This window comes from uncultured Sulfitobacter sp., from assembly GCF_947500075.1.
In the GTDB taxonomy this organism is placed as follows: Bacteria; Pseudomonadota; Alphaproteobacteria; order Rhodobacterales; family Rhodobacteraceae; genus Sulfitobacter.
The window spans coordinates 562,140-588,894 of the sequence record NZ_CANMQS010000002.1 but is presented as its reverse complement, the minus strand read 5'-3'; the positions used below and the strand labels follow the sequence as shown (position 1 = coordinate 588,894).

General features: G+C 62.3%; 25 protein-coding genes and 2 tRNA genes. 16 read left to right on the top strand and 11 right to left on the bottom strand.

All coding sequences use genetic code 11. From position 1 onward, the window contains the following. Nucleotides 1–13: 13 nt before the first annotated feature. Nucleotides 14–2,725 (bottom strand): ribonuclease E/G, encoded by a 2,712-nt coding sequence (locus tag Q1A91_RS07830; protein ID WP_299875320.1) that lies wholly within the window; start codon nucleotides 2,723–2,725, stop codon nucleotides 14–16. Between the two features lie 558 nt (nucleotides 2,726–3,283). On the opposite strand from Q1A91_RS07830, the gene Q1A91_RS07825 reads away from it, so the two are divergent. Continuing rightward, the gene (locus Q1A91_RS07825; RefSeq protein WP_299875317.1) at nucleotides 3,284–3,577 is read left to right on the top strand and encodes a hypothetical protein; all 294 of its coding nucleotides are present in this window, start codon (nucleotides 3,284–3,286) and stop codon (nucleotides 3,575–3,577) included. 132 nt (nucleotides 3,578–3,709) lie between these two features. On the opposite strand, the gene Q1A91_RS07820 is transcribed toward Q1A91_RS07825, so the two are convergent. The 5 genes from Q1A91_RS07820 to purC are packed head-to-tail and all read right to left on the bottom strand — an operon-like array spanning nucleotide 3,710 to nucleotide 8,529. After that, entirely contained in the window at nucleotides 3,710–5,044 is a 1,335-nt protein-coding gene (locus Q1A91_RS07820) for a sigma-54 dependent transcriptional regulator (RefSeq protein WP_299875314.1), read from the bottom strand. 6 nt (nucleotides 5,045–5,050) lie between these two features. Further along, nucleotides 5,051–6,811 (bottom strand): ATP-binding protein, encoded by a 1,761-nt coding sequence (locus Q1A91_RS07815; protein WP_299875311.1) that lies wholly within the window; start codon nucleotides 6,809–6,811, stop codon nucleotides 5,051–5,053. A gap of 36 nt (nucleotides 6,812–6,847) precedes the next feature. Further along, nucleotides 6,848–7,516, bottom strand: a complete 669-nt coding sequence (purQ, locus tag Q1A91_RS07810) for a phosphoribosylformylglycinamidine synthase subunit PurQ (protein WP_299875308.1) — start codon at nucleotides 7,514–7,516, stop codon at nucleotides 6,848–6,850. Beyond that, entirely contained in the window at nucleotides 7,516–7,746 is a 231-nt protein-coding gene (gene purS / locus Q1A91_RS07805) for a phosphoribosylformylglycinamidine synthase subunit PurS (protein ID WP_299875305.1), read from the bottom strand. The genes purQ and purS overlap by 1 nt, the downstream gene beginning before the upstream one ends. A gap of 21 nt (nucleotides 7,747–7,767) precedes the next feature. Continuing rightward, nucleotides 7,768–8,529 carry a phosphoribosylaminoimidazolesuccinocarboxamide synthase gene (purC, locus tag Q1A91_RS07800; protein ID WP_299875302.1) on the bottom strand — a complete coding sequence of 254 codons (762 nt, stop codon included), beginning with the start codon at nucleotides 8,527–8,529 and terminating at the stop codon, nucleotides 7,768–7,770. 172 nt (nucleotides 8,530–8,701) lie between these two features. Between purC and Q1A91_RS07795 the strand changes: the two genes are divergently transcribed. The 8 genes from Q1A91_RS07795 to Q1A91_RS07760 all read left to right on the top strand — a co-directional run bounded on the left by Q1A91_RS07795 (nucleotide 8,702) and on the right by Q1A91_RS07760 (nucleotide 16,649). Beyond that, entirely contained in the window at nucleotides 8,702–9,019 is a 318-nt protein-coding gene (locus Q1A91_RS07795; protein WP_299875299.1) for a DUF1476 domain-containing protein, read from the top strand. A gap of 117 nt (nucleotides 9,020–9,136) precedes the next feature. Beyond that, nucleotides 9,137–10,159, top strand: coding sequence for a betaine--homocysteine S-methyltransferase (gene bmt, locus Q1A91_RS07790; RefSeq protein ID WP_299875297.1), 1,023 nt, complete (start codon nucleotides 9,137–9,139; stop codon nucleotides 10,157–10,159). A 108-nt stretch (nucleotides 10,160–10,267) separates the two neighbouring features. Further along, entirely contained in the window at nucleotides 10,268–12,355 is a 2,088-nt protein-coding gene (locus tag Q1A91_RS07785) for a hydantoinase/oxoprolinase family protein (protein ID WP_299875294.1), read from the top strand. Beyond that, nucleotides 12,352–14,067, top strand: a complete 1,716-nt coding sequence (locus Q1A91_RS07780; protein ID WP_299875291.1) for a hydantoinase B/oxoprolinase family protein — start codon at nucleotides 12,352–12,354, stop codon at nucleotides 14,065–14,067. The genes Q1A91_RS07785 and Q1A91_RS07780 overlap by 4 nt, the downstream gene beginning before the upstream one ends. After that, nucleotides 14,064–14,837 (top strand): aldolase/citrate lyase family protein, encoded by a 774-nt coding sequence (locus tag Q1A91_RS07775; RefSeq protein WP_299875288.1) that lies wholly within the window; start codon nucleotides 14,064–14,066, stop codon nucleotides 14,835–14,837. Before Q1A91_RS07780 ends, Q1A91_RS07775 begins: the two co-directional genes overlap by 4 nt. Before the next feature lie 227 nt (nucleotides 14,838–15,064). Beyond that, on the top strand, nucleotides 15,065–15,766 hold the full coding sequence (locus Q1A91_RS07770; RefSeq protein WP_299875283.1) for a B12-binding domain-containing protein: 702 nt from the start codon (nucleotides 15,065–15,067) through the stop codon (nucleotides 15,764–15,766). A 95-nt stretch (nucleotides 15,767–15,861) separates the two neighbouring features. Then, nucleotides 15,862–16,017 (top strand): hypothetical protein, encoded by a 156-nt coding sequence (locus tag Q1A91_RS07765; RefSeq protein ID WP_299875280.1) that lies wholly within the window; start codon nucleotides 15,862–15,864, stop codon nucleotides 16,015–16,017. Beyond that, on the top strand, nucleotides 16,014–16,649 hold the full coding sequence (locus tag Q1A91_RS07760; protein WP_299875277.1) for a DUF1638 domain-containing protein: 636 nt from the start codon (nucleotides 16,014–16,016) through the stop codon (nucleotides 16,647–16,649). The genes Q1A91_RS07765 and Q1A91_RS07760 overlap by 4 nt, the downstream gene beginning before the upstream one ends. Before the next feature lie 106 nt (nucleotides 16,650–16,755). On the opposite strand, the gene Q1A91_RS07755 is transcribed toward Q1A91_RS07760, so the two are convergent. Next, entirely contained in the window at nucleotides 16,756–17,166 is a 411-nt protein-coding gene (locus Q1A91_RS07755; RefSeq protein WP_299875274.1) for a SufE family protein, read from the bottom strand. A gap of 127 nt (nucleotides 17,167–17,293) precedes the next feature. On the opposite strand from Q1A91_RS07755, the gene Q1A91_RS07750 reads away from it, so the two are divergent. Then, complete coding sequence (locus Q1A91_RS07750) at nucleotides 17,294–17,812, top strand: hypothetical protein (protein WP_299875272.1); 519 nt, start codon at nucleotides 17,294–17,296, stop codon at nucleotides 17,810–17,812. Between the two features lie 158 nt (nucleotides 17,813–17,970). Here Q1A91_RS07750 and rnd read toward each other — a convergent pair whose 3' ends face one another. The 3 genes from rnd to purM form a co-directional block, all read right to left on the bottom strand. Then, nucleotides 17,971–19,128, bottom strand: coding sequence for a ribonuclease D (gene rnd, locus Q1A91_RS07745; RefSeq protein ID WP_299875270.1), 1,158 nt, complete (start codon nucleotides 19,126–19,128; stop codon nucleotides 17,971–17,973). Between the two features lie 79 nt (nucleotides 19,129–19,207). Continuing rightward, a complete protein-coding gene (purN, locus tag Q1A91_RS07740; protein WP_299875267.1) occupies nucleotides 19,208–19,807 on the bottom strand; it encodes a phosphoribosylglycinamide formyltransferase in 600 nt (199 codons plus the stop codon). Next, on the bottom strand, nucleotides 19,804–20,850 hold the full coding sequence (gene purM, locus Q1A91_RS07735; RefSeq protein WP_299875264.1) for a phosphoribosylformylglycinamidine cyclo-ligase: 1,047 nt from the start codon (nucleotides 20,848–20,850) through the stop codon (nucleotides 19,804–19,806). The genes purN and purM overlap by 4 nt, the downstream gene beginning before the upstream one ends. Nucleotides 20,851–20,989: 139 nt before the next feature. Here purM and Q1A91_RS07730 point away from each other — a divergent pair. Beyond that, nucleotides 20,990–21,066, top strand: a tRNA-Ile gene (locus Q1A91_RS07730). Nucleotides 21,067–21,396: 330 nt separating this feature from the next. Next, nucleotides 21,397–22,104, top strand: a complete 708-nt coding sequence (locus tag Q1A91_RS07725) for a hypothetical protein (RefSeq protein WP_299875261.1) — start codon at nucleotides 21,397–21,399, stop codon at nucleotides 22,102–22,104. 14 nt (nucleotides 22,105–22,118) lie between these two features. Here the strand turns inward: Q1A91_RS07725 and Q1A91_RS07720 are convergent, their stop codons facing one another. Then, nucleotides 22,119–23,414 (bottom strand): ATP-binding protein, encoded by a 1,296-nt coding sequence (locus tag Q1A91_RS07720; RefSeq protein WP_299875257.1) that lies wholly within the window; start codon nucleotides 23,412–23,414, stop codon nucleotides 22,119–22,121. A gap of 45 nt (nucleotides 23,415–23,459) precedes the next feature. On the opposite strand from Q1A91_RS07720, the gene Q1A91_RS07715 reads away from it, so the two are divergent. The 4 genes from Q1A91_RS07715 (at nucleotide 23,460) to Q1A91_RS07700 (ending at nucleotide 26,748) form a co-directional block, all read left to right on the top strand. Next, nucleotides 23,460–24,371: an MBL fold metallo-hydrolase gene (locus tag Q1A91_RS07715; protein ID WP_299876155.1), complete on the top strand. Its 912-nt coding sequence runs from the start codon at nucleotides 23,460–23,462 to the stop codon at nucleotides 24,369–24,371. An 83-nt stretch (nucleotides 24,372–24,454) separates the two neighbouring features. Then, nucleotides 24,455–24,529: transfer RNA gene (locus tag Q1A91_RS07710), tRNA-Asn, on the top strand. A 117-nt stretch (nucleotides 24,530–24,646) separates the two neighbouring features. Continuing rightward, nucleotides 24,647–26,095 (top strand): dihydropyrimidinase, encoded by a 1,449-nt coding sequence (hydA, locus tag Q1A91_RS07705; protein WP_299875254.1) that lies wholly within the window; start codon nucleotides 24,647–24,649, stop codon nucleotides 26,093–26,095. Further along, nucleotides 26,092–26,748 (top strand): aspartate/glutamate racemase family protein, encoded by a 657-nt coding sequence (locus Q1A91_RS07700; RefSeq protein WP_299875252.1) that lies wholly within the window; start codon nucleotides 26,092–26,094, stop codon nucleotides 26,746–26,748. Before hydA ends, Q1A91_RS07700 begins: the two co-directional genes overlap by 4 nt. Nucleotides 26,749–26,755: the final 7 nt, after the last annotated feature.

The window sequence follows — 26,755 nt, the reverse complement described above, 5'->3', positions numbered from 1 at the left end:
TCAGTCGGCTGATTTACTTGCCGCCCAGAGACCACCAGCCGCGGCGCTTTGGCTTTTTCTCAACCGGCGCTTCGGGTTCGGGTGCTGCGGCTGCAACCGGTTCTGGCGCGGGTTCCGCGACAGGTTCCGGAGCAGGTTCTGCCACCGCTTCGGGCTCAGGTGCGGCAACAGGCTCTGGCTCTGTCTCCGGCTCTGGTTCCGGCGCGGGTGCAGCGGCGGCCGTCTCTTCCGCAGGTTTCGCCTTTTTGGCGCGGGTCCGCTTGGGTTTGGGCTTCTCCTCTGCCACCGGTCCCTCTGAGGGGGCCTCCTCTGCCGGGGCGGCATCTGCCTTGGGCTTGCGGGTCCGGGTGCGCTTGGGCTTTGGTTTCTCTTCAACCGCCTCCTCTGCCACGGCTTCCTCTGCCACGGGGGCATCCGTTTTGGCGTCGGTGTCGGCGACCGCTTCGGCTTCCGCCTCCACCTTGGGCTTGCGGGACCGGCTGCGGCGCTTGGGCTTGGGCTTCTCTTCCGCCACGGCGTCATCGCCGTCAGAGGCAGTCTCAGCCTCGGCTGGCGCGTCTGCGGCTTCTACGGGCGCGTCCGCTTCGGCCTGCTCGGACGGCTGATCGCCATCCTGACCTTCGCCATTGCCACGGCCCCGGCCCCGACCGCGACGCCTGCGGCGGCGGCGCTTGGGCTTGCCTTCGCCATCCTCCCCCTGCGGGTCCGGACGGTTGTCGGCAGGCGCGCTGTCTTCCTCAACCACGGTTTCGCTTTCATCCTCGTCGATCTGATCCATCAGCGAGGTGTCTACGGACACCACATGCGACACGGTCTGCGTGACGTTGCGCGTTGCGGTCTTGAACTTCTCAAGCGTGAAATCCGGGCTGACCAGATGCGGCTCCCCTTCGACGCGCACGGACAGGCCGTAGCGCGCTTCGATCTGGGCGATATGCTCCCGCTTCTGGTTCATCAGGAAGTTGGCGATGCCGACGGGTGCCTTGATCAGCACCTCACGGGACCGGCGGCGGGTGCCTTCTTCTTCGATGGAGCGCAGGATCGACAGGGCAAGGTTGTCATCCGAGCGGATAAGACCCGTGCCATGGCAGGCCTGACAGGGCTGCGTGGTGGCTTCAATCATACCGGGGCGCAGGCGCTGGCGGGACATTTCCATCAGGCCAAAGCCGGAAATCCGGCCCACCTGGATGCGGGCGCGGTCGGTCTTGAGTTTGTCCTTCATCATCTTTTCGACGGCGGTGTTGTTGCGCCGTTCGTCCATGTCGATGAAGTCGATCACGATGAGGCCCGCAAGGTCGCGCAGGCGCAGCTGGCGCGCCACTTCGGCGGCGGCCTCAAGGTTGGTTTTGGTCGCGGTCTGCTCAATCGAGCCTTCCTTGGTGGCCCGGCCGGAGTTCACGTCGATGGCGACAAGCGCCTCGGTAACGCCGATCACGATGTAGCCGCCGGAGGGCAGTTGCACCGTGGGGTTGAACATGCCCGACAGGTAGCTTTCGACCTGATAACGCGCGAACAGCGGCAGCGATTCCTCGTAGCGTTTTACGTTTTTGGCGTGGGACGGCATGATCATCTTCATGAAGTCCTTGGCGATGCGGTAGCCGCGCTCACCCTCGACAAACACCTCGTCGATCTCACGGTTATAGAGATCGCGGATCGAGCGTTTGATCAGGTCGCCTTCTTCGTAGATCTTGGCGGGTGCTATGGATTTCAGCGTCAGCTCGCGGATTTGTTCCCACAGGCGCTGGAGGTATTCGTAGTCGCGCTTGATTTCCGCCTTGGTGCGTTTGGCCCCGGCGGTGCGCACGATCAGGCCCGCACCCTGCGGGACCTTGATTTCATTGGCAATTTCCTTGAGCTTCTTGCGGTCCGCAGCATTGGTGATCTTGCGGGAGATGCCGCCACCACGGGCGGTGTTGGGCATCAGGACGCAGTAGCGGCCTGCCAATGACAGGTAGGTTGTGAGGGCCGCACCCTTGTTGCCACGCTCTTCCTTGACGACCTGAACCAGCAGGATCTGACGGACCTTGATGACTTCCTGGATCTTGTAGCGCCGGGGACGCGGTTTGCGGGCGGGGCGGATGTCTTCGCTGTCGTCTTCGTCCGCGACGGATTCGATGGTTTCATCCTTGGCGCTGGCATCTGGCCCAGCGTCGTCGTCATCGTCTTGATCGTCATGCTCGTCGCCTTCGGTTGCATCGGGCGTCTCAACAGGGGTTTCCGCCACCCGCTCCATCGGAGAGGAGGCTTCATCCTCGGGCACGGAGACTTCGTTGCTGTCATCCTCAGAGACATCAACGGTTTCCATGCCGTCCACCTCGGTGGCGACGACCGCATCTTCGTTTGCGGCGTCCTCCGCCTTGGCTTTGGAACGGCCCCGGCCGCCGCGGGAGCGGCGTTTGGGTTTGGGTTCTTCGTCATCCTTGGCGGCCTGCGCTTCGGCGTAGGCGCGCTCTTCTTCCAGCAGGGCCTGACGGTCTGCGACTGGGATCTGGTAGTAATCGGGATGAATTTCGGAGAACGCGAGGAAGCCATGGCGGTTGCCGCCGTAATCCACGAAGGCCGCCTGCAAGGACGGCTCAACCCGTGTAACCTTGGCTAGATAGATGTTGCCAGCAAGCTGGCGTTTGTTCTCTGATTCAAAGTCGAATTCCTCGACCTTGTTTCCGTCAACCACAACAACACGCGTTTCCTCAGCGTGGGTGGCATCGATAAGCATTTTCTTAGGCATAAACTCAATCTGCACAGCGCGCGCGCACCCAAACGCCCCGGTGGGGCGGTGGATTGCGCGGTGTGACTTGTCATGGCGATTGGTGACGGCGCAGGGACGGGGCCGAAATCGGCCTCTGATCGTCTGCTCTGTGCATCTGCGCGCGTCATCGCGGTTTTTCTCCGACACGTGACAGGCATCTGCCTGACCGCATCCATTATTAACTGTGACCCTTGTTTTCGGGCATCTGCCCAAGGACCCTCAGCGGTTCGTTGGCCCTTGCGGGCCTAATCGGTCTGATACCCCTGGTTGCCAGGTCGGATCAGCGAAACTGTCTCCGGACGGTGCACACGCATAGCGCGAAGAACGTCCGTTACCCTAATTAAGAGGTTTCCACTCCAAATGACAATGGGCAATCGTTTGGCAACACTCAAAAGCCCATATGTCGCCGCTTGCTTGACAACAATGGGCGGGGGCGGAAAAGGTGTCGCGGGGCTGCCGGGGGTGGTCCGTGATCTGTTTGCTGCGCTGCTGCGGCGGGCCGGATCGAGACCAGAAAAAGACCACAGGGAAAATACCATGCACGCTGCTTTTGTCCGTTCTGCCATTGTTATCAGTCTGTTCGCCGTTGCGGCATGTGATGAGATCGCCGTTGCCGGCGATCCTGTTGCCCTGGCGGATGTACGCGGAACCAAGAGCTGCATTGCGGCGGTGAACAAGCAGACCGGGACCGGCGGTGCCGTGCTGGACACGACCGTGCCGATTGTCGAGCTGAACCGCTATGTGGTGAACACCGCAGCGGGCACGCCCTGGACGTGTATCACGGATGATAACGGCAAGGCGATTGAGCTGGTCGAGAACCGGACGGGCTGAGCTGGATTGACGCGCCAGAGGCGCAACATGATCAAATTTTTTGAGGAAGGGCGCCGCCATTGTGCTTGAACCAATGGCGCATCGCTGTCGGCCCCCTCAAACTCCCCAGGTTTTTTGAACCATTTGGAAGGGTCAGAGGTAGTCTGACCGCTGAAGGCCGTATTTCGCCATCTTCTCGTTCAGGGTCCGGCGCGGCAGGCAGAGTTCGTCCATCACGCTGGCGATAGACCCTTTGTGGCGGCGCATGGTGTTGTCGATCAGCATCCGCTCGAACGCCTCGACATATTCCTTCAATGGCTTGCCTTCGGTGGTCATCACGGGCTGCATTTCGTCGTGGTCAGACATCAGCAGCGACGCGATGGTGCCGGAGCCACGGCGCGATTGCAGCACGGCGCGTTCGGCGACGTTGATCAACTGGCGGACGTTGCCGGGCCATGGGGCTTGCAGAAGCTGTGCGGCTTCCTGCGCGCTGACCTGTGGGGCGTCGCAGCCGTATTCATCGGCGAACTGATCGCTGAGGCGGGTGAACAGGGTCAGGATATCCTCGCCCCGCTGGCGCAGCGGTGGCACGGTGATGCGCAAAGCGGCCAGACGGTAGAACAGGTCCGAGCGCAGCGCGTCTTCGGACGTGCGGCCCGCTTCCTGAAGATTGGAAATCGCGACGATCCGCGTCTCTGCCGGGGTGCCCTGTTCGTTGATCATGCTCAGAAGGCGCGCTTGCAGGGTCTCTGACAGTGCTTCGACGTCTTCGAGCACCAATGTGCCGCCGCGGGCTTCTTCGACGGCAGGCAATTGCGCGTCCTCGGGCTGCATCGGGCCGAAGAGCCGCTTGCTCAGCACGTCTTCTTCCATGGCAGCGCAGGAGATCAGCACGAATTTCTTGCCCGCACGGCTGCCGACTGCATGCAGGGCGTGGGCCACCAGCGTCTTGCCGGTGCCGGTTTCGCCGTCGATCAGCACATGGCCGTCGGCCTGGCCGAGATCGAGGATATCCTCGCGCAGACGCTCCATCACCGGGCTTTGGCCGATCAGTTTCTTCATCAACTGGCCGCCGTCGCTGAGTTCACGGCGCAGGGCGCGGTTGTCCATGACCAGACGGCGCGCGAGGGTGGCTTTCTTGGCCAGCTCGCTCATCCGGTCGGGGTTGAAGGGTTTTTCGAGGAAATCGAAAGCCCCTACCCGCATCGCCTCAACCGCCATGGGCACGTCGCCGTGGCCAGTGATCATGATCACGGGCAACGCGCTGTCGCTGCCCATCAGTTTCTTGAGGAACTGCATCCCGTCCATGCCCGGCATCTTGATGTCGGAGATCACGATGCCCGGATACTCCGGCCCCAGTTTCTTCAATGCGTCTTCGGCGCTGCCGAATGTCTCCGTGTCGTAGCCCGAGAGCGCCAGCCACTGGCTGATGGACTGCCGCATGTCCTGCTCGTCATCGACGATCGCAATCTTCATTGCCTGTGCCATATCCGTTTACTCCGCCGCTTCGATACTTGTTTCATTGCCCATGATAGGCAGTTGCATTTCAAAGACCGCACCACCGGATTGTCCGTTGCGTGCCGTCAACCGTCCACCTAGGTCATTTACGATGCCTGACGAGATGGCAAGGCCGAGGCCGACACCGTCGCCGGGCTGCTTGGTGGTGTAGAACGGCTCAAACAGGGCATCGAGGTTTTCAATACCGGGGCCGTTGTCGCGCACTGTGAGGGTGGCGGTTTCACCGGCGGACAGGATGATTTCCACCTTGGGCATGCGTTGGGATTTGGTGGCGTCCAGCGCGTTGCGCAAGAGGTTCACCATGACCTGTTCAATCCGCATCCGATCGCCCATCACCACAACGGGTTGATCGGGCAGAATGCGGGCGATTTCGACCTGCCGCTGGCGCAGTTGCGGCTCCATCATCGAGAGGGAGGATGCGAGCGCAGAGGCCATATCTACAGGGCTGAACGCCTCCTGCCCCTTGCGCGCGTAGGACTTCAGCTGGCGGGTGATGGCGCCCATGCGTTCGATCAGATCGTCAATGCGTCCGAAGGACGACAGCGCCTCGTCCGGGCGGTTGCGTTTCAGGAGCAATCCCGCCCCGGCAAGATAGGTTTTCATCGCCGCCAGCGGCTGGTTCAATTCATGGCTGACAGCGGCGGACATTTCCCCCAACGCCGCGAGTTTGCTGGATTGTTCCAGCGTCTGTTCGGCCACGGCAAGCGTCTCCTGCACCCGTTTCCGCTCGGCAATTTCCCGCTGTAGGGCGGCGTTCAATGCGCGGAGTTTGGCCGACTCGCGCTGGAAAATCGCCAGCCTGCCCGCGGTGCGGCGGCTGAGGAAATAGAAGGTCAGCGCCAGCAGGATGGCGAAAGCCATCACTTCAAGCGCGAGCACAGCGTTCACCCGTTCGCGCACGGAGGCATAGGTGGTGTAGCTGGTCATGCGCCAGCCGCGGAAGGGGATCTTGCTTTCCAGACGCATCACACCTTCGCCCTGAAGGTAGGCGTCGGGCGGCAGAGCGGTCCAGTCGGCGGTTGCCTTGATCGCCCGCTCAATCGCGTTTTGCGGGGTGTGGCTGGCCAATGCTTCCACTTCGGTCAGCCCGCGCCAGAGCGGTGTGGTCGCGAGCACGATCTCTCCGGTGCTGTCGGTCACGATCACGGCGTCGGAAATGCCCGCCCAGGCGCGTTCGAACTTTTGCAGATCCACCTCAACCGCGATCACCCCCAGCGTCGCACCGCCATTCTGGATCCGGCGCGAATAGACAAAGCGGTATCCGCCGGTTTCCAGTTTGATCGTGCTGAAAATCGTGGCCGCCGTGCGGATCGCGTTGACGAAATAATCCTCTGACTTGTGGCCCGAGCCGATGCGGTTGCGGTCCGTGGCCGCCACGGTGCGCCCGTCAACGTCAAACAGCATCAGCGATGCGGCGCCAATCTCCTCCACGAAAGAGATCAGCCGCTGGGTCGAGAGCGAATAGTTCGACCGCTCCAGCGCGGAAATCAGTTCCGGGTCACGGGCCAGCAGTTGCGGCACAATCGCGTTCTGGCGCAGTTCTGCCATCAGGTTGCCGCTGTAGAGCGCGATACGCAGTTCCGCCCGGTTGCGGGTGCTTTCGGTGAATCTGTCGGTCAGCAGGCGGTTGGTGACGGAAATGGTGATGATGGCGAGCGACATCAGCAGGACAATCGCCAGACGCACACGCCAGGAGACTGTCAGCAGTGGTTTCTTCTCTGGTTCCACAACGCTCATGAGCGCAATCTACGCGCCGCGCGGTTTTCGCTCAAGTCACGCCGTTGCCAGCGCGCCCACCAGTGCGCGGAAGAGCGCCGCCCCATCGGTGCCGCCATGGCCAATATCCGCCGCCCGTTCGGGATGGGGCATCATGCCGAGAACACGGCGGTTTGCGGACAGGATCCCCGCGATGTCGGCCTGCGCGCCGTTGGGGTTGTCCTCATAGGTGAAGGCCACGCGGTCTGCGTCCTGAAGGCGTTTGATGGTGTCGGCATCGGCGAAATAATTGCCATCATGGTGGGCAATCGGGATGTCGATCACGTCGCCCGCGTTATAGCCGGCGGTGAAGTCGCTGTTGGAGGTCTCAACCTTTAAGCCCACGGTTTTGCAGATATATTTCAGTCCCGCATTGCGCAGCAAAGCGCCGGGCAGCAGGCCCGTTTCGGTCAAAACCTGAAACCCGTTGCATACGCCCAGCACATAGCCGCCCCGATCCGCATGGGCCTTGACCGCGTTGCAGATGTTGGACTGCGCGGCGATGGCCCCGCAGCGCAGGTAGTCGCCGTAGGAAAACCCGCCCGGAATGCCCACGACATCCACGCCCTCAGGCAGCGCATCATCCTTGTGCCAGACCATGCTGACTTCGGCCCCCGCTGCTTCAAACGCCACAGCAAGATCCCGGTCACAGTTTGATCCGGGAAAGACGACAACCGCTGCGCGCATCAGCCCATCTCCACCGAATAGGATTCGATCACCGTGTTCGCCAGCAGCTTTTCGCACATCTGCGTCACGTCAGCTTCGGTCGCGCCGTCGGCCAGGTCCAGCTCAATCACCTTGCCCTGGCGCACGCCGTTGACGCCGTCAAAGCCCAAGGCCCCCAGCGCGTGGCGCACGGCCTCTCCCTGCGGGTCCAGAACCCCATTTTTCAGCATCACATGCACACGTGCTTTCATGCCGCGTTCCCCTTGAGCAGATCAGTTAATCAGTGTCGGTTTGGTAATCGGTGTGGAGGTCTTGGGCATCACGCCCAGCCGTTTGGCCACTTCGGTATAGGCATCCGTGAGCGAGCCCAGATCGCGGCGGAACACGTCCTTGTCGAGCTTCTGGCCCGTCTCAATGTCCCACAGGCGGCAGCTGTCGGGGCTGATCTCGTCGGCGACGATCAGGCGCTGGAAATCGCCATCATAGACGCGGCCAATCTCGATCTTGAAGTCCACCAGACGGATGCCGACGGCCATCATCACGCCGGACATGAAGTCATTCACCCGCAAGGCAAGGCTGAGGATGTCTTCCATGTCCTGCTGGCTGGCCCAGCCGAAAGCGGCGATGTGTTCTTCAGTCACCAGAGGATCGCCCAGGCTGTCGTCCTTGAGGCAATATTCAACGATGGGGCGCGGCAGTTGCGTGCCTTCGTCGATGCCGAGGCGTTTGGACATGGTGCCCGCCGCGTAGTTGCGCACGATCACTTCGAGCGGCACGATTTCGACCTGACGGCAGAGTTGTTCGCGCATGTTCAGGCGTTTGATGAAATGCGTGGGCACACCGATCTGGTTCAGCCCGGTCATGAAATATTCGGACAGGCGGTTGTTCAGAACCCCCTTGCCTTCGATCACGTCCTTTTTCTGGGCGTTGAATGCGGTGGCGTCATCCTTGAAGTACTGCACAATCGTGCCCGGCTCCGTGCCTTCGTAGATAATCTTAGCCTTGCCTTCGTAGATCATTTTACGGCGCGCCATATGCGTCCTTTCACCCCAAAGCCCCTCTGGATGGTCCTGGGGCCCTTTATGCGCCTGTCTTAGTCCAAGCCCCCCAGCGCTGCAAGCGCGCTGGCAATGCTTATTGCTCTTGTGGAGCCGCTTTGCGATACGCATATTCAAATGGACAGGCTTTTGGAAAAGGACCCCCTCAATGAGCACCTTCAACGACCGTGAAAATGCGTTTGAAAACAAATTCGCCCATGATGAAGAGATGCAGTTCAAGGCCGAAGCCCGCCGCAACAAGCTGCTGGGTCTGTGGGCAGCGGAGCTGATGGGCAAGACAGGGGATGCAGCGGCGGAATACGCCAAAGAGGTGATCAAGGCCGATTTCGAGGAAGCGGGCGATGAAGATGTCTACCGCAAGGTTTCCGGTGATCTGGGCGACAAAGCGGATGAGGCGACAATCCGCAGCCAGATGAAAACGCTGATGGCGCAGGCCAAAGCAGAGATCTTTGAGGAACACGACTGACACCCGCCCCGCAGGGGCGAGTTGAAGGCAGGCTCATTATCAAAATGAGGATAATGAGCTTGCCCGGTGTTAACCTGCATGCTCTAGGCTGATCCGCACACAACGCGCGGGGCCGCCATGACCGATGTATTCTCCACTTTGCTTGCCGAAAAAGGCGTCTTGCTGGCTGACGGGGCAACGGGCACCAACCTGTTCAACATGGGGCTGATGTCTGGCGACGCGCCGGAGTTGTGGAATACCGATGCCCCTGACAAGATCCTGACGCTCTATCGCGGTGCGGTGAATGCGGGCAGCGATCTGTTCCTGACCAACAGCTTTGGCGCAAACGCATCGCGTCTGAAACTGCATGACGCCGCCAAGCGCGCCCATGAATTGAGCCGTGTTGCCGCTGAACTGGGCCGGGACGCCGCCGATACTGCCGGACGCCGGGTGATTGTTGCAGGCTCTGTCGGGCCCACCGGTGAAATCATGGAGCCTGTTGGCACGCTCAGCCATGCGCTGGCGGTGGAGATGTTTCACGAAACCGCCGATGGCTTGAAAGAAGGCGGCGCAGATGTGGGCTGGCTGGAGACGATCAGCGCGCCGGAAGAATACCGCGCCGCCGCCGAAGGGTTTGCGCGTGCGGGCCTGCCCTGGTGTGGCACGATGAGCTTTGACACCGCCGGGCGCACGATGATGGGTGTGACCTCCGAAGGGATGGTGGAGATGGTGCATGCGCTGGATGCCGCGCCACTGGGGTACGGCGCGAATTGCGGCACGGGCGCGTCGGATCTGCTGCGCACGGTGCTGGGCATGGCCGCGAAGGAAAACACCCTGCCCCTGATCGCCAAGGGCAACGCGGGCATTCCGAAATACGTCGACGGCCATATTCACTACGATGGCACACCTGAATTGATGGCGACCTATGCGGTGATGGCGCGCAACTGCGGCGCTTCGGTCATTGGCGGCTGCTGTGGTACGATGCCGGAACATCTGGAACGGATGCGCGACGCGCTGGACAGCACACCAAAAGGCGCCGCCCCCGAACTGGCTGAGATTGAAGCGGCACTTGGCGGGTTCTCCTCCGCCCATGACGGGACGGGAGAGAACGCCGCCCCTGCCCGCACAGCGCGCCGGGGGGGCCGACGCCGCAGTGCGTGATCTGCACACCTTCACCACATTCAAATTGCTTTCGCCTGCCATGCGTGTCTAATCCCGCGAAAGCTGTCCGTTCCGCGATTGGATCGGACAGCAGACGGGAGAGACAAGATGAAAACAACAGCCGTGCGGCTTGGGGTGGATATCGGGGGCACGTTTACGGATGTGGTTCTGGAAAAGCAGGGAGAGACGTTCTCAACCAAGGTGCTGACCACCTATGCGGCCCCTGAGAACGCCATCATCGACGGCATGCATCAGGTCTGCGCCAAGGCCGGGATTGAGCCCAGCCAGATCGGGCAGATCATCCACGGCACCACGCTGGCCACAAATGCGCTGATCGAACGGCGCGGCGCGAAAACCGCGTTGATCACGACCGAAGGGTTTCGCGATGTGATCGAGATGCGCACGGAGAGCCGGTTTGAGCAATATGATCTGAACCTCAACCTGCCCGACCCCTTGCTGCCCCGTCAGATGCGCTTCACCGTGTCCGAGCGGGTCGATGCCAACGGCACCGTGCTGATCCCGCTGGATAAGGCAGAGGTTGAAGCCGTGGTGGCGCAGATCGCGCAGGGCGGTTTTGAAAGCGTTGCGGTCGGGCTGATCCATTCCTACCTCAACCCGGCCCACGAACAGCAGGTTCGCGATGTGCTGGCGCAGAAACTGCCGGGTGTTTCGGTCTCCATCTCTTCCGAGGTCAGCCCGCAGATGCGGGAGTATGAGCGGTTCAACACCGTGGTGGCCAATGCCTATATCAAGCCGCTGATGGCCTCCTATCTGGGTCGGCTTGAGGAACGGTTGAAGGCGCAAGGTGTCGGGTGCCGGATTTTCCTGATGCACTCAGGCGGCGGGATCATTTCGATCCAGAACGCGGCTGATTTCCCTGTGCGGCTGGTGGAATCCGGCCCGGCGGGGGGGGCGGTCTTTGCCGCGCATATCGCGGCGCGCTATGGCATTGATAAGGTGTTGTCTTTTGACATGGGCGGGACCACGGCCAAGATTTGCCTGATCAAGAACCAGACGCCAAAGACGGCCCGTGTCTTTGAAGTTGCGCGGACCTATCGGTTCAAGAAAGGCTCCGGCATGCCGATCTCCATCCCCGTGATTGACATGGTTGAGATTGGCGCGGGCGGCGGGTCCTTGGCGCATGTGGATGCGATGCAGCAGATCCGGGTGGGGCCGGAAAGCGCAGGTTCTGAACCCGGACCGGCCTGTTATGGCCGCGGCGGCGACCGGCCGGGGGTGACGGACGCCGATCTGGTGCTGGGCAAGCTGGATGCGGATCATTTTGCGGGCGGTTCCATCCCCTTGCATGCTGATGAATCGCAGGCCGCTTTGCTGGCCCATGTCGGCGACACGCTGGGGATGGACGCGGTTGAGGCGGCTTTTGGCGTGGCGGAAGTGGTGGATGAGAACATGTCCAACGCGGCCCGCGTTCATGCGGTGGAGAATGGCGAAGACCTGTCAGACTACACCATGATCGCCTTTGGCGGTGCCGCCCCCCTGCATGCGGGGCGCTTGTGTGAAAAGCTCGGCGTGGACCGCCTGCTGGTGCCGCCGGGTGCCGGGGTCGGCTCTGCCATCGGGTTTTTGCGCGCGCCGTTCAGTTTTGAAGCGAACCGGTCCGTCTACATGAAGCTCAGCGATTTTGACGGCCTGCGGATCAAGTCCCTGCTGAGTGATCTCAAAGCCGAGGCCACAGGCTTTGTGCGCACCTGCGATGCGGACAGCCCGATCCTGTCTGAGTTCAAGGTCTACATGCGCTACACTGGTCAGGGCTGGGAGATTCCCATCGACCTGACCGAGGCGCAGGCGATGCAGCCCGATGCCGCCACCTTTGAGGCGCGGTTCGAGGAGGAATACACCAAGCTGTTCGGGCGGCCGGTTGCGGGCATGGACATCGAGATTACCGTCTGGTCCGTCAATGCCACCACCCCACCCGAAGAGGTGGCACCTGTCTCCGCTGTTGCGGGCGATGCGGAGGCGGGCAAAGCGGGCACCCGGCAGGTGTTTGACGCAGGCAGGGGCGCCTTTCTGGAGGCGGGCATCATCGACCGCGACCATATGGAAAGCGGCACCTGCACCCAGGGCCCCGCCGCCATCACAGAGGCGGAAACCACCATCATCGTCCCTGCCAGCCGCATGGCGATCCGCCAGCCGGACGGCTGTATTGACGTCGTCAAAAAGGGAGCGTCGGCATGACACAGGATCCTTCAAATGTCGCCTATCAGGTGATGTGGAACCGCCTGATTTCGGTCGTGGAAGAACAGGCGCAAGCGCTTGTGCGCACGGCCTTTTCCACCTCCGTGCGCGAAGCGGGTGATCTGTCTGCCGGGGTCTATGACACCCATGGCCGGATGCTGGCGCAGGCGGTCACGGGCACACCCGGCCATGTGAACGCCATGGCCGATGCGGTGGCGCATTTCATCCGGCGCATCAGGCGCGAGAACATCCTTGAGGGGGACGTTTACATCACCAACGACCCATGGGAGGGCACAGGTCACCTGCATGACATCACCATGGTCACACCCTCCTTTCACAAGGGCATGCTGGTGGGCTTTTTCGCCTGTACGGCGCATGTGGTGGACATTGGCGGGCGCGGCTTTGGTGCCGATGCCCATTCGGTCTATGAAGAGGGTCTCTACATCCCGATCATGAAGTTCGCCAACAAAGGCGCGGTGGATGAAACCCTGACCCGCATCATCCGGGGCAATGTGCGCGAGCCGGATCAGCTGATCGGGGATATCTATGCGCTCGCCACCTGCAACGAGATCGGGCACCGCCGCCTGATCGACATGATGGCGGAGTTTGCGCTGGATGATCTTGATGGGATCGCGGGATTCATCCTTGATAACTCCCGGCGCGCCACGATTGAACGGATTGCCACCCTGCCGCAGGAAACGGCAGAAGGGGCGATGACGATGGATGGGTTTGACCAGCCGATCACGCTGAAGGTCAAGGTCAGCGTTGAGGGCGACAGGATCGTGACGGATTTCACCGGCTCTTCCGCTGTGGACAAGAAGGGCATCAACTGCCCGCTGGTCTACGCCAAGGCCTATGCCTGTTACGCGCTGAAAGTGGCGATTGCGCCGGAGATCCCCAACAACGCTGCCTCCCTCGCCCCGTTTGAAGTGACAGCGCCCGAAAACACCATCGTCAATGCCCTGCACCCTGCCCCCGTGGCCCTGCGCCATATCGTCGGTCACTTTGTGCCGGATGCGGTCTTTGACGCTTTTGACAAGATCGTGCCGGGGCTGGTGCCTGCGGAAGGGGCCGGATGCCTGTGCAACTTTCAGGTCAGCCTGCGCCCCAGAACAGACGGCCCTGCCCCCGCAGGTGCGCGCCGCGCCGAGGTGCTGACGTTCAACTCCGGCGGATCAGGCGCGCGGCCCGAGCATGACGGGCTGAACGCCACGGCTTTCCCCTCCGGCGTGATGACCATGCCGATCGAAGCGACAGAGCACGCAGGCCCGGTGATCATCTGGCGCAAGGAGCTGCGCCCGGATTCGGGCGGTGCCGGCAAGACGCGGGGCGGGCTGGGTCAATACATGGAAGTGGGCGCACAGGAGGGCTATGAATTCGACATACAGGCGATGTTCGACCGGGCCGATCACCCCGCCCGTGGCCGGCGCGGCGGCGCGGCAGGGGGGGCCACCACCATTGCGCAGGATGATGGCAGTGCGATGCGCGTGAAGGGCAAGCAATTCGTGCCCCATGGACGCCGGGTGGTGATGGCCTTTCCGGGCGGTGCGGGCTACGGCGACCCGTCGTCGCGCGCGCCTGCGCTGGTCAAGCGCGACCTCGCGCGCGGCTATATCTCGGCCAGCGCAGCGGCGCGGGACTACGGGCTTTCAGCGGCTGACATCGCCGAGGTTGAAGCCGCCGTGCGGCGCGGAGAGGACGATCTGACATGAAACTGGCATCCAACCCTTTCACCCATGCGCTGGCAGCAGGTGACAAGCAGATCGGCCTGTGGATCAGCCTGTGCAGCAACTTCGTGGCTGAAGTCACGGCACATGCCGGATACGACTGGGCGCTTGTCGACATGGAGCACAGCCCCAACGATTATTTCAGCGTTCTTGGCCAGTTACAGGCTTTTGCCGCCAGCAACACAACTGCCATCGTGCGGGTCGAATGGAACGACGCGGTTGCCGTGAAACGCCTGCTGGATCTGGGCGCGCCGGGCTTGCTGTTTCCGATGATCAACTCCGTCGAAGAAGCGCAGCGCGCGGTCGCCGCCACCCGCTATCCGCCCCGTGGCGTGCGCGGCGTGTCAGGGGCGACGCGGGCCACGCGGTTTGGCCGCGTCAGCGATTACGTCGCGCGGGTTGAGGAGGAGACCACCGTCCTGTTGCAGGTTGAAACCCGCGCCGCTGTTGCTGAAGCCGAAGCCATCGCCGCTGTGGACGGGGTGCACGGCATTTTCTTCGGCCCCGGCGATATTGCAGCAGACATCGGCAAAGTGGGCAATCCGATGGACCCGGAGGTCTGGGACCTGATCAGACCGGCTGCGCAAAAGCTGATCGCCAAAGGCATGCCGGTCGGCACGCTGGTGCTGGACCCTGCCTTCGCCGCGACGCTGCTGAACGAAGGGTTCACCTTTGTGGCCTGCGGCACGGATGCGTCGCTGCTGGCGCGCGCATCCGATGGGCTTCTCGCGCAGGTCAAAGGCGCGATTACCTGAAAGCCCTGGCCTGCGGCATCCGTCGAAATTGAACCAAACAGATAATCAAAATGAACAATTACCATGTGCTAATCCCTTGGGGCTAAGTGTATATTCCGCCGGATCAACTGTGACAAAAGCGTCGCCCTTTGCTTGGCCGATGTCGTAATTCGAGCCTCTCTTCGCGCTTTTTCATGCCATCACTATCGTCAGACCTGACGCCTAGGTCACGAGCAAAAGGAAAAGCGATGTCAGACGAAGACGAAATTATCCTGGCAGATCTGGACGACGAAGAGCTTGTCCAACAAATGTTCGATGACCTCTATGACGGTCTCAAGGAAGAGATCGAAGAAGGCGTGAACATCCTGCTTGAGCGGAAGTGGGAACCCTACAAGATCCTGACCGAAGCGCTGGTGGGTGGCATGACCATCGTTGGCGCGGATTTCCGCGACGGGATCCTGTTTGTGCCCGAAGTGCTGCTGGCGGCCAACGCCATGAAGGGCGGCATGGCCATCCTCAAGCCCCTGCTGGCCGAAACCGGCGCGCCGCGCGTGGGCAAGATGGTGATCGGCACCGTGAAGGGCGACATCCACGACATCGGCAAGAACCTTGTCGGCATGATGATGGAAGGTGCCGGGTTTGAAGTGGTCGATCTGGGCATCAACAACCCGGTGGAAAGCTACCTTGAAGCGATTGAAAAGGAAGGCCCCGATATTCTGGGCATGTCCGCCCTGCTGACCACCACCATGCCCTACATGAAGGTTGTCATCGACACGATGGTCGAACAGGGCATCCGCGACGATTACATCGTGCTGGTCGGTGGCGCCCCCCTGAACGAGGAATTTGGCAAGGCCATTGGTGCCGACGCCTATTGCCGCGACGCCGCTGTGGCGGTGGAGACAGCGAAAGAATGGATGGCGCGCAAGCACAACAGCATGCAATCCGCCTGATCATGGGCCAGCCCCCTTTCAAAGGCCCTGCCCCACGGCGGGGCCTTTTTTCTGTGCCGACCCGTGCCTATCTTGAACCCAGACAGGAGGACATGATGCCCAATGCCCGTTTCGCGATCATCCTGCTCAGCGTTCTGATCGCCGCTGGCGCCTCCGTCTGGCTGATGAGCCTTGGTGGCCCCGGCCTGATGGTCGCCGCCCTGCCCGCGTTTCTGATCGCGGCTGTTGCGATCCGGTATCTGAACCGATGATCCCCTCTGATGCCACCCTGACCGAAGACGGTCTGAAGATTGAACACAAACACGGGCGCGTGCTGCTGATCGCCTGTGGTGCGCTGGCGCGGGAGATCCTCGATCTGAAGGCGCTGAACGGCTGGCATCATCTGGATCTGACCTGCCTGCCTGCGAAGTATCACCTTTACCCTGACAAGATCACCGATGAAGTCCGCAAGAGCGTGGCAAAACACCGCGCGGCCTACGACGATATCTTTGTGGTCTACGCCGATTGCGGCACCGGCGGCCTGCTGCAAGCCGCATGTGACGAAATGGGGGTCGAGATGATCGCAGGCCCCCATTGCTACAGCTTTTTCGAAGGCAATGATGCCTTTGCCGCCAAGCAGGACGCGGAATTCACCAGCTTCTACCTTACCGACTTCCTCGTGCGCCAGTTTGACGCCTTTATCTGGAAACCCATGGGCCTCGACCGCCACCCGGATCTGCGCGACATGTATTTCGGCAATTATGAAAAACTGGTCTATCAGGCCCAGACAGATGACCCGGACCTGACCGCCAAGGCAGAAGACTGCGCCACCCGCCTCGGCCTCGCGTTTGAGCGGCGCTTCACCGGCTACGGCGACCTGAAAACCACACTCGCCAAACTGTGACCGGGCCGCGATGACGCGCAACGCGCCAACCCTGCTTCCAAATGGTAAAAAAAACCAATCCGCAACAGCCACACCATGCGCGCCGCCAAGACGGAGCACATCCCCCTCAGCCCGCCTGCGCTGCCGTCTCCTTGATCCGCTCAATCATCGCGCGCAGCCCGTTGGAGCGTTGCGCGGACAGATGGTCGTTCAACCCCAGCCGGGTCATCTCTGCACGGGCGTCGACGGCCAGCACCTCTGCCGGGGACAAGCCGTTGTAAAGTTTTCGTAAAACCGCGATCAGGCCAGAGACGATCATCGCATCGCTCGCACCATCAAAATGCAGTTTGCCGCCGTCAAACTGCGCGTGCAGCCAGACCTGAGAGGCGCAGCCATCCACCTTGGTGGCAGGCACGCACAGGGCCTCTGCCAGCGGGTCCATGTCCTTGCCCTGCTCGATCACATGACGATAGCGGTCCTCCCAGTCCTCAAGGAACTCGAAATCCTCCACAAGCTCTTCAAATGCGGCGCTCGCCATGCTCAGGCTCCTTCGTGACTGCTGCGTGACTGAGGTAGGTCCAAGCCCGCCAAAGGTCCAGCCCCTTCCCAAGGCAGAACGGATGGGGTAACCACGTAAAAAACACGTAGTCCCGAAGGCAGAGCGCATGAGCAAGACCGTTTCCCTTTTGTTGGTGGCAACCCTCACCCTCAGCGCCTGTGGTGCGGTCCGTGACAGTCGCGTCAATCCGTTCAACTGGTTCGGGCAGTCCCGGTCGGTTCCGGTTGAGCCGCAGGCGCAGACCAATCCGCTGATCCCCACACGCGGCGGGCTCTTTGCCTCGGCGCGGGAAAAAGCGGCAGAGTACAATGGGTCGCCCTTCGATCAGGTCACCAACCTCACAATTGAACGTATTCCGGGCGGCGCGGTCATTCGGGCCACCGGCCTTGCCGCGCGGCAAGGCAGCTATGACGTGCGCCTCACGCCGGTGAACGAAGACGAAGAAGCCGTTGATGGGGTTCTGGCCTACCGGCTTGAGCGGGTGTTGCCCGCCACGCGCACCAATGTGGGCGCACAGCCCACCCGCGAGGTGATCGCGGCGCGCCATGTAACCGATCAGATGTTGCGCGGTGTCCGGGTGATCCGGGTGGAAGCGCGCCGCAATGCAGTTGAGTCGCGGCGCTAGGGTCTGTTGATATTCAGCACACTTCACCAGAGCGAGACAGATTTCGCCCAGCGCGGCGTCACGTGAGCTTGCAGTAACCCGCTATTGCTGCGCTCACGTTCCTAGACCTGAGCAATCTCGGACTGAAACTGGTGAACTGTGCTGAATATCAACAGACCCTAGACCTCCACCACTTTGACGTCGCTGCCAACGGCCGTGAGGGCGATCTTGCCCTCGCACAGACGCAGCGCGTCGTCACCAAAGACCTCCCGCCGCCAGCCTTTGAGCGCAGGCAGATCGCGCTGTCCGGCGGCGATTCCGTCCAGATCGGCCGCAGGCGCGATCAGCTTGGCCGCCACACCTGCCTGTTCGGTCTTGGCCTTGAGCAACACGCGCAGCAGATCGGCCAATGCCGGGTTCACCTGTATCCGGTCGCGGCTGCGGTCGGGCTGGGGCATATCATCAGGCTTGCAGGCCAGCCCTGCCTTGATCGCCTTGAGGATGCCGTCAGCAATATCGCCCTTGCGTGCTTCGCGCAGCAACAGACGCGCGCGGCTGAGTTCCTCCATCGAGGTGGGTTTCAGGCCCGCCAGTTCGACCAGCGCATCGTCCTTGTAGACGCGGTTGCGCGGTACGTTGCGCGCTTGGGCGTATTCCTCACGAAACGCCGCGAGTTCGCGCACAAGGGCCAGGAACTTGGCCGAATGGGTCCGGGTTTTCACCCTTTTCCACGCATCACGCGGGGCGGTGATGTAGGTCGCGGGGTTGGTCAGGATTTCCAACTCCTCCGCCACCCAGCGCGCGCGGCCGGTTTCCTCCAGCTTTTTGGCAAGGAATTCATAGATCTGGCGCAGGTGCGTGACATCGGCCAGAGCATAGCGCTTTTGCGCGTCTGACAGCGGCCTGCGCGACCAATCGGTAAAGCGCGATGTCTTGTCGACTCCGGTGTGGCAGATCTTGCGCACCAGTGTTTCATAGCCGACCTGTTCGCCAAAGCCGCAGACCATCGCCGCCACCTGCGTGTCAAACAGAGGTTCCGGGAAAACCTTGTCATCGACAAAGAAAATCTCAAGGTCCTGACGCGCGGCGTGGAAGACCTTCACCACGGAGGTGTCGCGAAAAAGCTCATAGAGCGGCGCCATGGAGATGCCATCCGCCAAGGGATCGATCAGAACACCGTTGCTGTCGTCCGTGCCCGGCATGGCCAGCTGCACAAGGCACAGCTTGGAGTAATACGTCCGTTCCCGCAGGAACTCGGTATCGACGGTCACGTAGGGGTGCTGGGCTGCTTCCTCGCAGAACGCCGCAAGATCGGCGGTGGTGGTCAGGGTTCTCATAGGCTCACTTTGTCTCACCAGGCGGCGGAACCCGCTTGAATTCAAAGAAGTATAGCAAAGCCTGACGGTTGACTAGGGTTCAGGCCCCCTGCACGTCGACCATGCGTTTGTCACCGGCAGCAAATCGGCGCAAGACAGCCGGATACAGCCGGTGTTCCAGCGTCAGCACCCGCGCCGCGAGGGTTTCGGCGGTATCTTCGGCGTTTATGGCAAGGCGCGCCTGCCCCAGAATCGGGCCATCGTCCAGCGCCGCTGTCACTTCATGCACGGTGCAGCCATGTTCCGCTTCGCCTGCCTCCAGCGCGCGCGCGTGGGTGTGCAGGCCTTTGTATTTGGGCAGCAGCGACGGGTGGATGTTGATCATCCGGCCTGTCCATTGGTCAATGAAAGCGCCTGTCAGCACGCGCATGAACCCTGCAAGGCAGATCATGTCGGGTGCGTGGGGGGCCAGCGCCGTGCTGATCGCTGCTTCAAACGCCGGGCGGTCCCCTTTGAAAGGCCGGTGATCAACCACCGCTGTCGCGATGCCCTGCGCCTTGGCCCAGGCGATGCCACCGGCATCTGCGTTGTTGGAAAACACCACCGCAGGCCGGGCGGGATGATCGCCCGTCATGTCCTCCACCAGCGCGCGCATGTTTGACCCGCCGCCGGAGACAAAGATCGCCACCCGTTTGGTCAAAGCAGGCTGCCTGTGTAGCGCACGCCGTCCCCTGTGGTGATGCGGCCAATCTCGATGGCGGCGTGCCCGTCGCTGGCAAAGGCCTCTTTCGCGGCGGCCACCGTGTCTGCGCTGACCACGGCAACCATGCCAAGCCCTGCGTTGAAAGTCTTGAGCATTTCCGCTTCTGCCATACCGCCCTGTGCGGCCAGCCATTTGAACACCGGCGGCAGATCCCATGCGTCCAGATCAATGTCCGCGCCCAGCCCCTCAGGCAGCACGCGCGGCAGGTTTTCGGTCAAGCCACCGCCGGTGATATGCGCCAGCGCCGACACGCAATCGCCACGCAACGCCGCAACGGCGCCTTTCACATAGAGCCGCGTGGGCGTCAGCAGTGCCGCACCCAATGAGCCGTCTTCCCAAGGGCAGGCGTCGCTCCATTGCAGCCCGCTGAGTTCGACAATCTTGCGCACCAGCGAATAGCCGTTGGAATGCACGCCGTCGCTGGGCAACCCCAGCAGCACATCGCCTTCGGCCACATCGCGGGGCAGCTCCGTGCCCCGCTCCATCGCACCAACAGAGAATCCCGCCAGATCAAAGTCGCCCGCATCGTACATGCCCGGCATCTCTGCCGTTTCACCGCCGATCAGCGCACAGCCAGAGCGCGCGCAACCTTCGGCGATGCCTTCGATGATCGTAGTCGCCTGATCCAGCTCCAGCTTGCCGGTGGCGAAATAGTCGAGGAAAAACAACGGCTCCGCCCCTTGGCAGACCAGATCGTTGACGCACATGGCAACCAGATCAATGCCGATGCTGTCCACGTTGCCGGTATCAATCGCGATGCGCAGCTTGGTGCCCACACCGTCCGTCGCCGCCACCAGCACCGGATCGACAAACCCTGCCCCCTTGAGGTCAAACAACGCGCCAAAGCCACCAAGGCCCGCCATCACACCGGGACGTGTGGTGCGTTTGGCGGCGGGTTTGATCCGCTCCACCAGCGCGTTGCCCGCGTCGATATCCACCCCGGCTTCCGCGTAGGTGATCCCGTTTTTAGGTGAAGTCATCGCGCGTCCCCTTGCCTGCAATCCGATGCCGCCCCGGTTAGTGCATTGCGCCCCTGCGCGCAACGGTCGCTGTACGCGGGCCTTGCGCAACACCAAGGCTTGACCATCCGCCAGCCTGCGCATACCCGTAGCCTATGGCGGGCCTGTAGCTCAATTGGTTAGAGCAGAGCGCTCATAACGCTTTGGTTGCGGGTTCAAGTCCTGCCGGGCCTACCATACCTCCCTTTCCCGCCCTTTCCCGAACCGCCGCGTGATCCGCACCACGCCACTGCCCTCTTCCCGCCTGATTTGCCCCAAATCCGCCCCATTTTTGACAAAGTCCTTGAAATTCAACCTGATTTCAGGTAGACAGCCGGGGTTGGTCAGAAATGGCCGCGTTTTGGTGAGTATTCTGGTATCGGTACGGCTTGATGTGGTCGGCGTCCTGTTCTGACGCAAACATCCTTCCTCCTGATACATCTGACGTCCTTGTTCGTGCAGCTATTTGCGCGCGCGGGACGTGCCGCGAGGCGTCTCACCGCGCGTAGAGGGATGTGGGGGTCCGTCATGTTCGGCAAAGGTGCCGCAGATCTGGGGAAAGTCGTTGCCGTGGCCTGTGCTGCGCTCGGGACGGGTGCGTCTGCCGCGACCATGCCGCTTGACCCCTTTGCGCTGCCCGAAGACCTGGAGGATCTGCGCATTGAAGATCTGACCGTGCGGGACCCGCTTGGCTTCGACTGCATTCAGGAGCATCACATTGATCTTGCCTTTCACGCGACGGGCAAAGGGGCGCGGATGCCCCGCACCTGCCTGCCCAAACCCTGCGTCAAGGCGCTGACGCCGTACCGGCTCGCCGCGCTGATCGGGCGCGCGCCGTCGGAAGGCGAATGGGACCAGTATTTCGCCCGCTATGCTGATTTTTGCCGCAAGGAAGTTGTGCCTTTTGAAGCGGTTGGCCCTGTGGATGCGGGAGATGTCCTGCCCGAAGCGGCGTTCTGGCTGCCTTTGCTTGCGGGTTTTGACGATGGCCCCGCAGACCGTCGCGGCCCGATTGGTACGCCCGTTGGCGGCGGTGGCGGCGGCGGGACACCCGGCGGTGGAGGCGGCCCGATCTTCGTCGGCGGTGGCGGCGGCGGTGGTGGCGGCGGGGGCACGCCCGGTGTCGGGGGTGGCGTTCTGCCTGACGGCGTGCAGCCGATTCCGCTGCCTGCACCGGTCTGGTTGATGCTGGCCGCCTTGGTGGGGCTGCGCAGCTTTCGCTGGCTTCGCCGCTGAAGACCTGCCCCTTGCTACCGCGCGATCACGATATCCGCGCGCAGCCCGCCCAAACGGGACGATTCCCCCAACCGCAGCACGCCGCCATGGGCGCGGGCGATGTCCGTGGCGATGGCAAGGCCCAGCCCCACGCCGCCGCCCTTGTCCTGATTGCGGGCCTTGTCCAGCCGGGTGAAGGGTTTGGCCGCCTCTGCCCGGCGGTCTTCGGGGATGCCGGGGCCGTCATCCTCCACACGGATGCGCAGGGTCTTGTCGCTCAACATCACGGAGACTTCGGCCTTCGCACCATACCGCACCGCATTGGAAATCAGGTTATCCACCGCGCGCCGCATCGCCACACGCCGCAGCGTCACCTCTCCTGTACCCTCACCATCGGGCGGCAGCAGGGCGACGTCCCGCCCTGCCCGCTGCGCGTCATGCACGACCTGCTCCAGCATGACGTGCGGGTCCACGGCTTCCGGCTCCCCTTCTGATGCGCCTTTGGCGAAGCTGAGAAATTCATCCAGCATGCGTTGCAGATCCTCGACGTCCTCCAGCAGCGGGGCGGCATCGTCTTCCTCCAGCATCGACAGCCCAAGCCGCATCCGCGTCAGGGGCGTGCGCATGTCATGGCTGACGCCGGACAGCATCAGGGTGCGCTGCTCAATCTGCCGCTCAATCCGCTGGCGCATGTCGACAAAGGCATTGCCTGCGGCCCGGACTTCAATGGCGCCTGCTGGCGTGTAGGGATCATGCCGCCCGCGGCCAAAGGCTTCTGCGGCGCGGGCAAGGCGTTTGATCGGGCGCAGCTGGTTGCGCAAATAAATCGACGCGATCAGGGTCAGCACGACGCCAAAAAACACCGTATAAACAAACAACTGATGCGGGTTGGAGGCAGAGACGCGGCGCCGGTGGAAGGTCAGTTCAACCGGACCGTCCACTGCCGCCAGAAAGAGCTTCACACCACTGTCATCGCGCAGATCCGCCACCTGAAAGGCCGGCAGGTTCTCCCGCATCACGCGGCTCATCACCCGGCCCGAATAATCATACCACTTGTACAGATCCCGCGTGGGCACCCGGGCAGCAGGCACCTCTTTCACGCCAATCATCAGCGCGTCCGAGACCGCCCCCCCGTCCCCCCGGCTGTCCATCACCAGGTTGATTTCGCGCAGCATGCTCATGGTCATCTGCGTGGTGACGCCCTCAAAATGCCGCTGCGCAAAGACCACCGTGACCACCAGTTGCAGCACCACAACCGGCAGCATCAGGATCAGTGCAGCACGGCCGTAAATGCCGCGTGGCACATAGCGTTTGAGCCAAGTGAAAAACATGGGTAGACCCTAGCCGTGACATCTGTGTTCCGAAAGGCCGAAACCATGCAAGCGCCCGATGACTTTGATCCCCCCGTTGGCGTTGCCCAAATGCTGGAACCCGGACTGCACCGTATTGTGGCGCCCAACCCGTCACCGATGACCTATCGGGGGACCAATACCTATCTGGTGGGCACCCGCGGGCTGGCCGTGGTCGACCCCGGCCCGGCAAGCGAAGCGCATCTTGAAGCGATTCTTGCCGCGCTGAGCCCCGATCAGCATGTCAGCCACATCCTGATCACGCACACGCACCTTGACCATTCCCCGCTTGCCCGGCCTCTGGCAAAAGCGACTGGCGCGCCTGTTCTGGCCTTCGGGAATGCAGGCGCTGGCCGCTCCGCGATCATGCAAAAGCTGGCGCAGGCCGGCGAGATTGGGGGGGGTGAAGGGATCGATACCGGGTTTGCGCCCGATGAGATCATCGCAGACGGTGCGGTAATTCGCGGCGATGGCTGGGCGCTGGAAGCGATCCACACGCCCGGGCATATCGGCAACCACCTCAGCTTCGCCTTTGGGGATGCGTGTTTTACGGCTGATCACGTCATGGGGTGGGCGTCGTCGCTGGTCTCTCCGCCGGACGGCGATCTGACGGATTTCATGGCCTCTTGCGCCCGGCTGGAGGCGCGCGACTGGCGGATCTTCTATCCCGGCCACGGCGCGCCGATCACGGCACCGGCGGACCGTCTGGCCTGGCTGATCAACCACCGCCAGTCGCGCGAAGCGGCGATCCTCGCCGCGCTCACGGGTGGTCCCGCCACTGCATCCGATCTGGCCGCGCGTATCTACACCGACACCCCCGCCGCCCTGCTGGGCGCGGCCAGCCGGAACGTTCTGGCACATCTGGTTGATCTGACAGGAAAATCCCAGGTCACGCCCGAAGGCCCCCTGCACGCAGAGGCGCAATTCCGGCGGCTTTGAGACAGGCAGGGGCAAAAATCACGAAATTGCCCCAAATACCCACTGGACGCATGAAATACCCCCTGCTATATCGCCCAAACCGTTCCGGCGTAGCTCAGCGGTAGAGCAGTTGACTGTTAATCAATTGGTCGTAGGTTCGATCCCTACCGCCGGAGCCATTATCCCCCACAGGTATCGGCAAGCGCCGCCAAGGCGACACCGCCATTGCGCGCTTTCCCTTTGCCCAAATCCACCGCATGATCTGAGCCGTCCCGCAATGCGTCTGGAGGCATGCCATGCAATTCGACACTGTTATCCACGACGGCACCCTCGTCAACGCGAGCGAGACCGCGCGGGGGGACATTGGCATTCGTGACGGGCGCATTGTGGCCATGGCAGAACGCCTCTCAGGCGGCGATCAGCGGATTGATGCAGGCGGGCGTCTGGTCATGCCCGGCGGGATCGAAGGGCATGCGCATATCGCGCAGGAAAGCTCTGGCGGGGTCATGGGGGCGGATGATTACTACTCGGGGTCGGTCTCGGCGGCGTTTGGCGGCAATGCGTCGTTCATCCCCTTCGCGGCACAGCGCCGGGGGCAGTCCATCGACGATGTGATCGCCACCTATGACGCGCGCGGTGCGCGGTCTGTGCTGGATTACAGCTACCACCTTATTGTCAGCGACCCGACTCGGGAAGTGCTGGAGGACCAGCTGCCGCGCGCATTTGCACGCGGGATCACCTCGTTCAAAGTGTTCATGACCTATGACCTGATGAACATCGGCGACGGCGGCATGCTGGATATTCTGACCGTGGCCAGAACCCATGGTGCGGTGACCATGGTGCACGCCGAAAACAACGACATGGTCAAATGGATGAACGCGCGTCTTGCCGCAAAAGGGCTGACGGCACCGAAATACCACGCCATATCACGCCCTGAACTGGCCGAGGAAGAAGCCATCAACCGGGCGATTGCTTTGGCCAAGCTGGCCGATGCGCCGCTCTTTATCGTGCATGTCTCCACCGCCGGGGGGGCGGCGATTGTGCAGCGGGAGATCCTGTCAGGCGCGCGGCTTTATGCCGAGACCTGTCCGCAATATCTGGCCCTGACGCGCGATGATCTGGACCGTCCGGGCATGGAGGGCGCGAAGTTCATCTGCTCTCCCCCGTTGCGGGATGCTGCCACGCAGGCGGCGCTTTGGGGGCATGTGCGGTCGGGGACGTTTTCATCGGTGAGTTCTGATCATGCGCCTTACAGGTTTGATGAAAGTGGGAAATTCCGGAACGGCGCTGAGGCGCCCTACCCTCAGATCGCCAATGGCATGCCGGGGATCGGGGCGCGGCTGCCCTATCTCTTCTCCGAAGGCGTGGTGAAAGGGCGGATCAGTCTTGAGCAGTTTGTGCAACTCTCTGCCAGCAATGCCGCGCGGATTTTCGGCATGACGTCCAAAGGCAGCCTGATGCCGGGTATGGATGCAGATATTGCAATCTGGGATCCAGAAACCACGCGGCGCGTCACGCTGGGCGATCAGCACGACAATATGGATTACACCCCGTTTGAGGGGATGGAACTGACCGGTGTGCCGGAAACGGTGCTGAACCGGGGGTCGATGATCGTGCACAAGGGCCGTTTGATGGCGCAGGAAGGTCAGGGGCGGTTTGTCCCACGCGCGCCTGCCAAGCTGGACGGTCCCGGCCACACAGCCAAGGAGCGCGACCCGGCGCAGAACTTTGGAACAGACATATGAGCGCCCCCGGCCCGATCCTGATCATCAACCCCAACGCCTGCGAAGCCGTCACCGGCGAAATCGCCCGTGCAGTTGCGCCGTTGCAGCCTGCACAGGGGCCTGTGTTTGAGACGATGCGCGTGGCCCATGGCCCGGACACCATCGCCAGTGCGGCCCATATCGCGCAGGCTGCCCTTGATGTGGCGCAGATTGCGCAGGCGCGGCCCGATGCTTCGGCTTTTGTGAGCGCCTGCTTTTCCGATCCGGGGGTTGAGCTTGCCCGCACCCTCGTGCCGCAGCCGGTCATCGGGATCATGGAGGCGGGCATTCTGACCGCCATGGCCCGCGCGGATCTGTTCGGGGTGATCGCCCTTGGCCCCGGATCTGTGGCCCGGCACCGGGTGCGGATGCGCCAGATGGGGGTCGAGGGGCGGCTGGCAGGCGAGTTGGCGCTCGACAATGCCTCCGCCAAAGACGCGGGGCATGCCGACGATGTCTTTGCACAGACACTGGAACGGGGTGCCGCATTGCGGGACATGGGGGCCGGCGCCTTGGTGCTGGGGTGTGCCGGTTTCTCGCCCCGGCGCGCCGCGCTGGAGCAAGCGCTTGGGATTGCTGTGATTGACCCGGTTGTTGCGGCGGCTGCTCTGGCACTTTCAGCGGTTACCAAATAACCTCAAT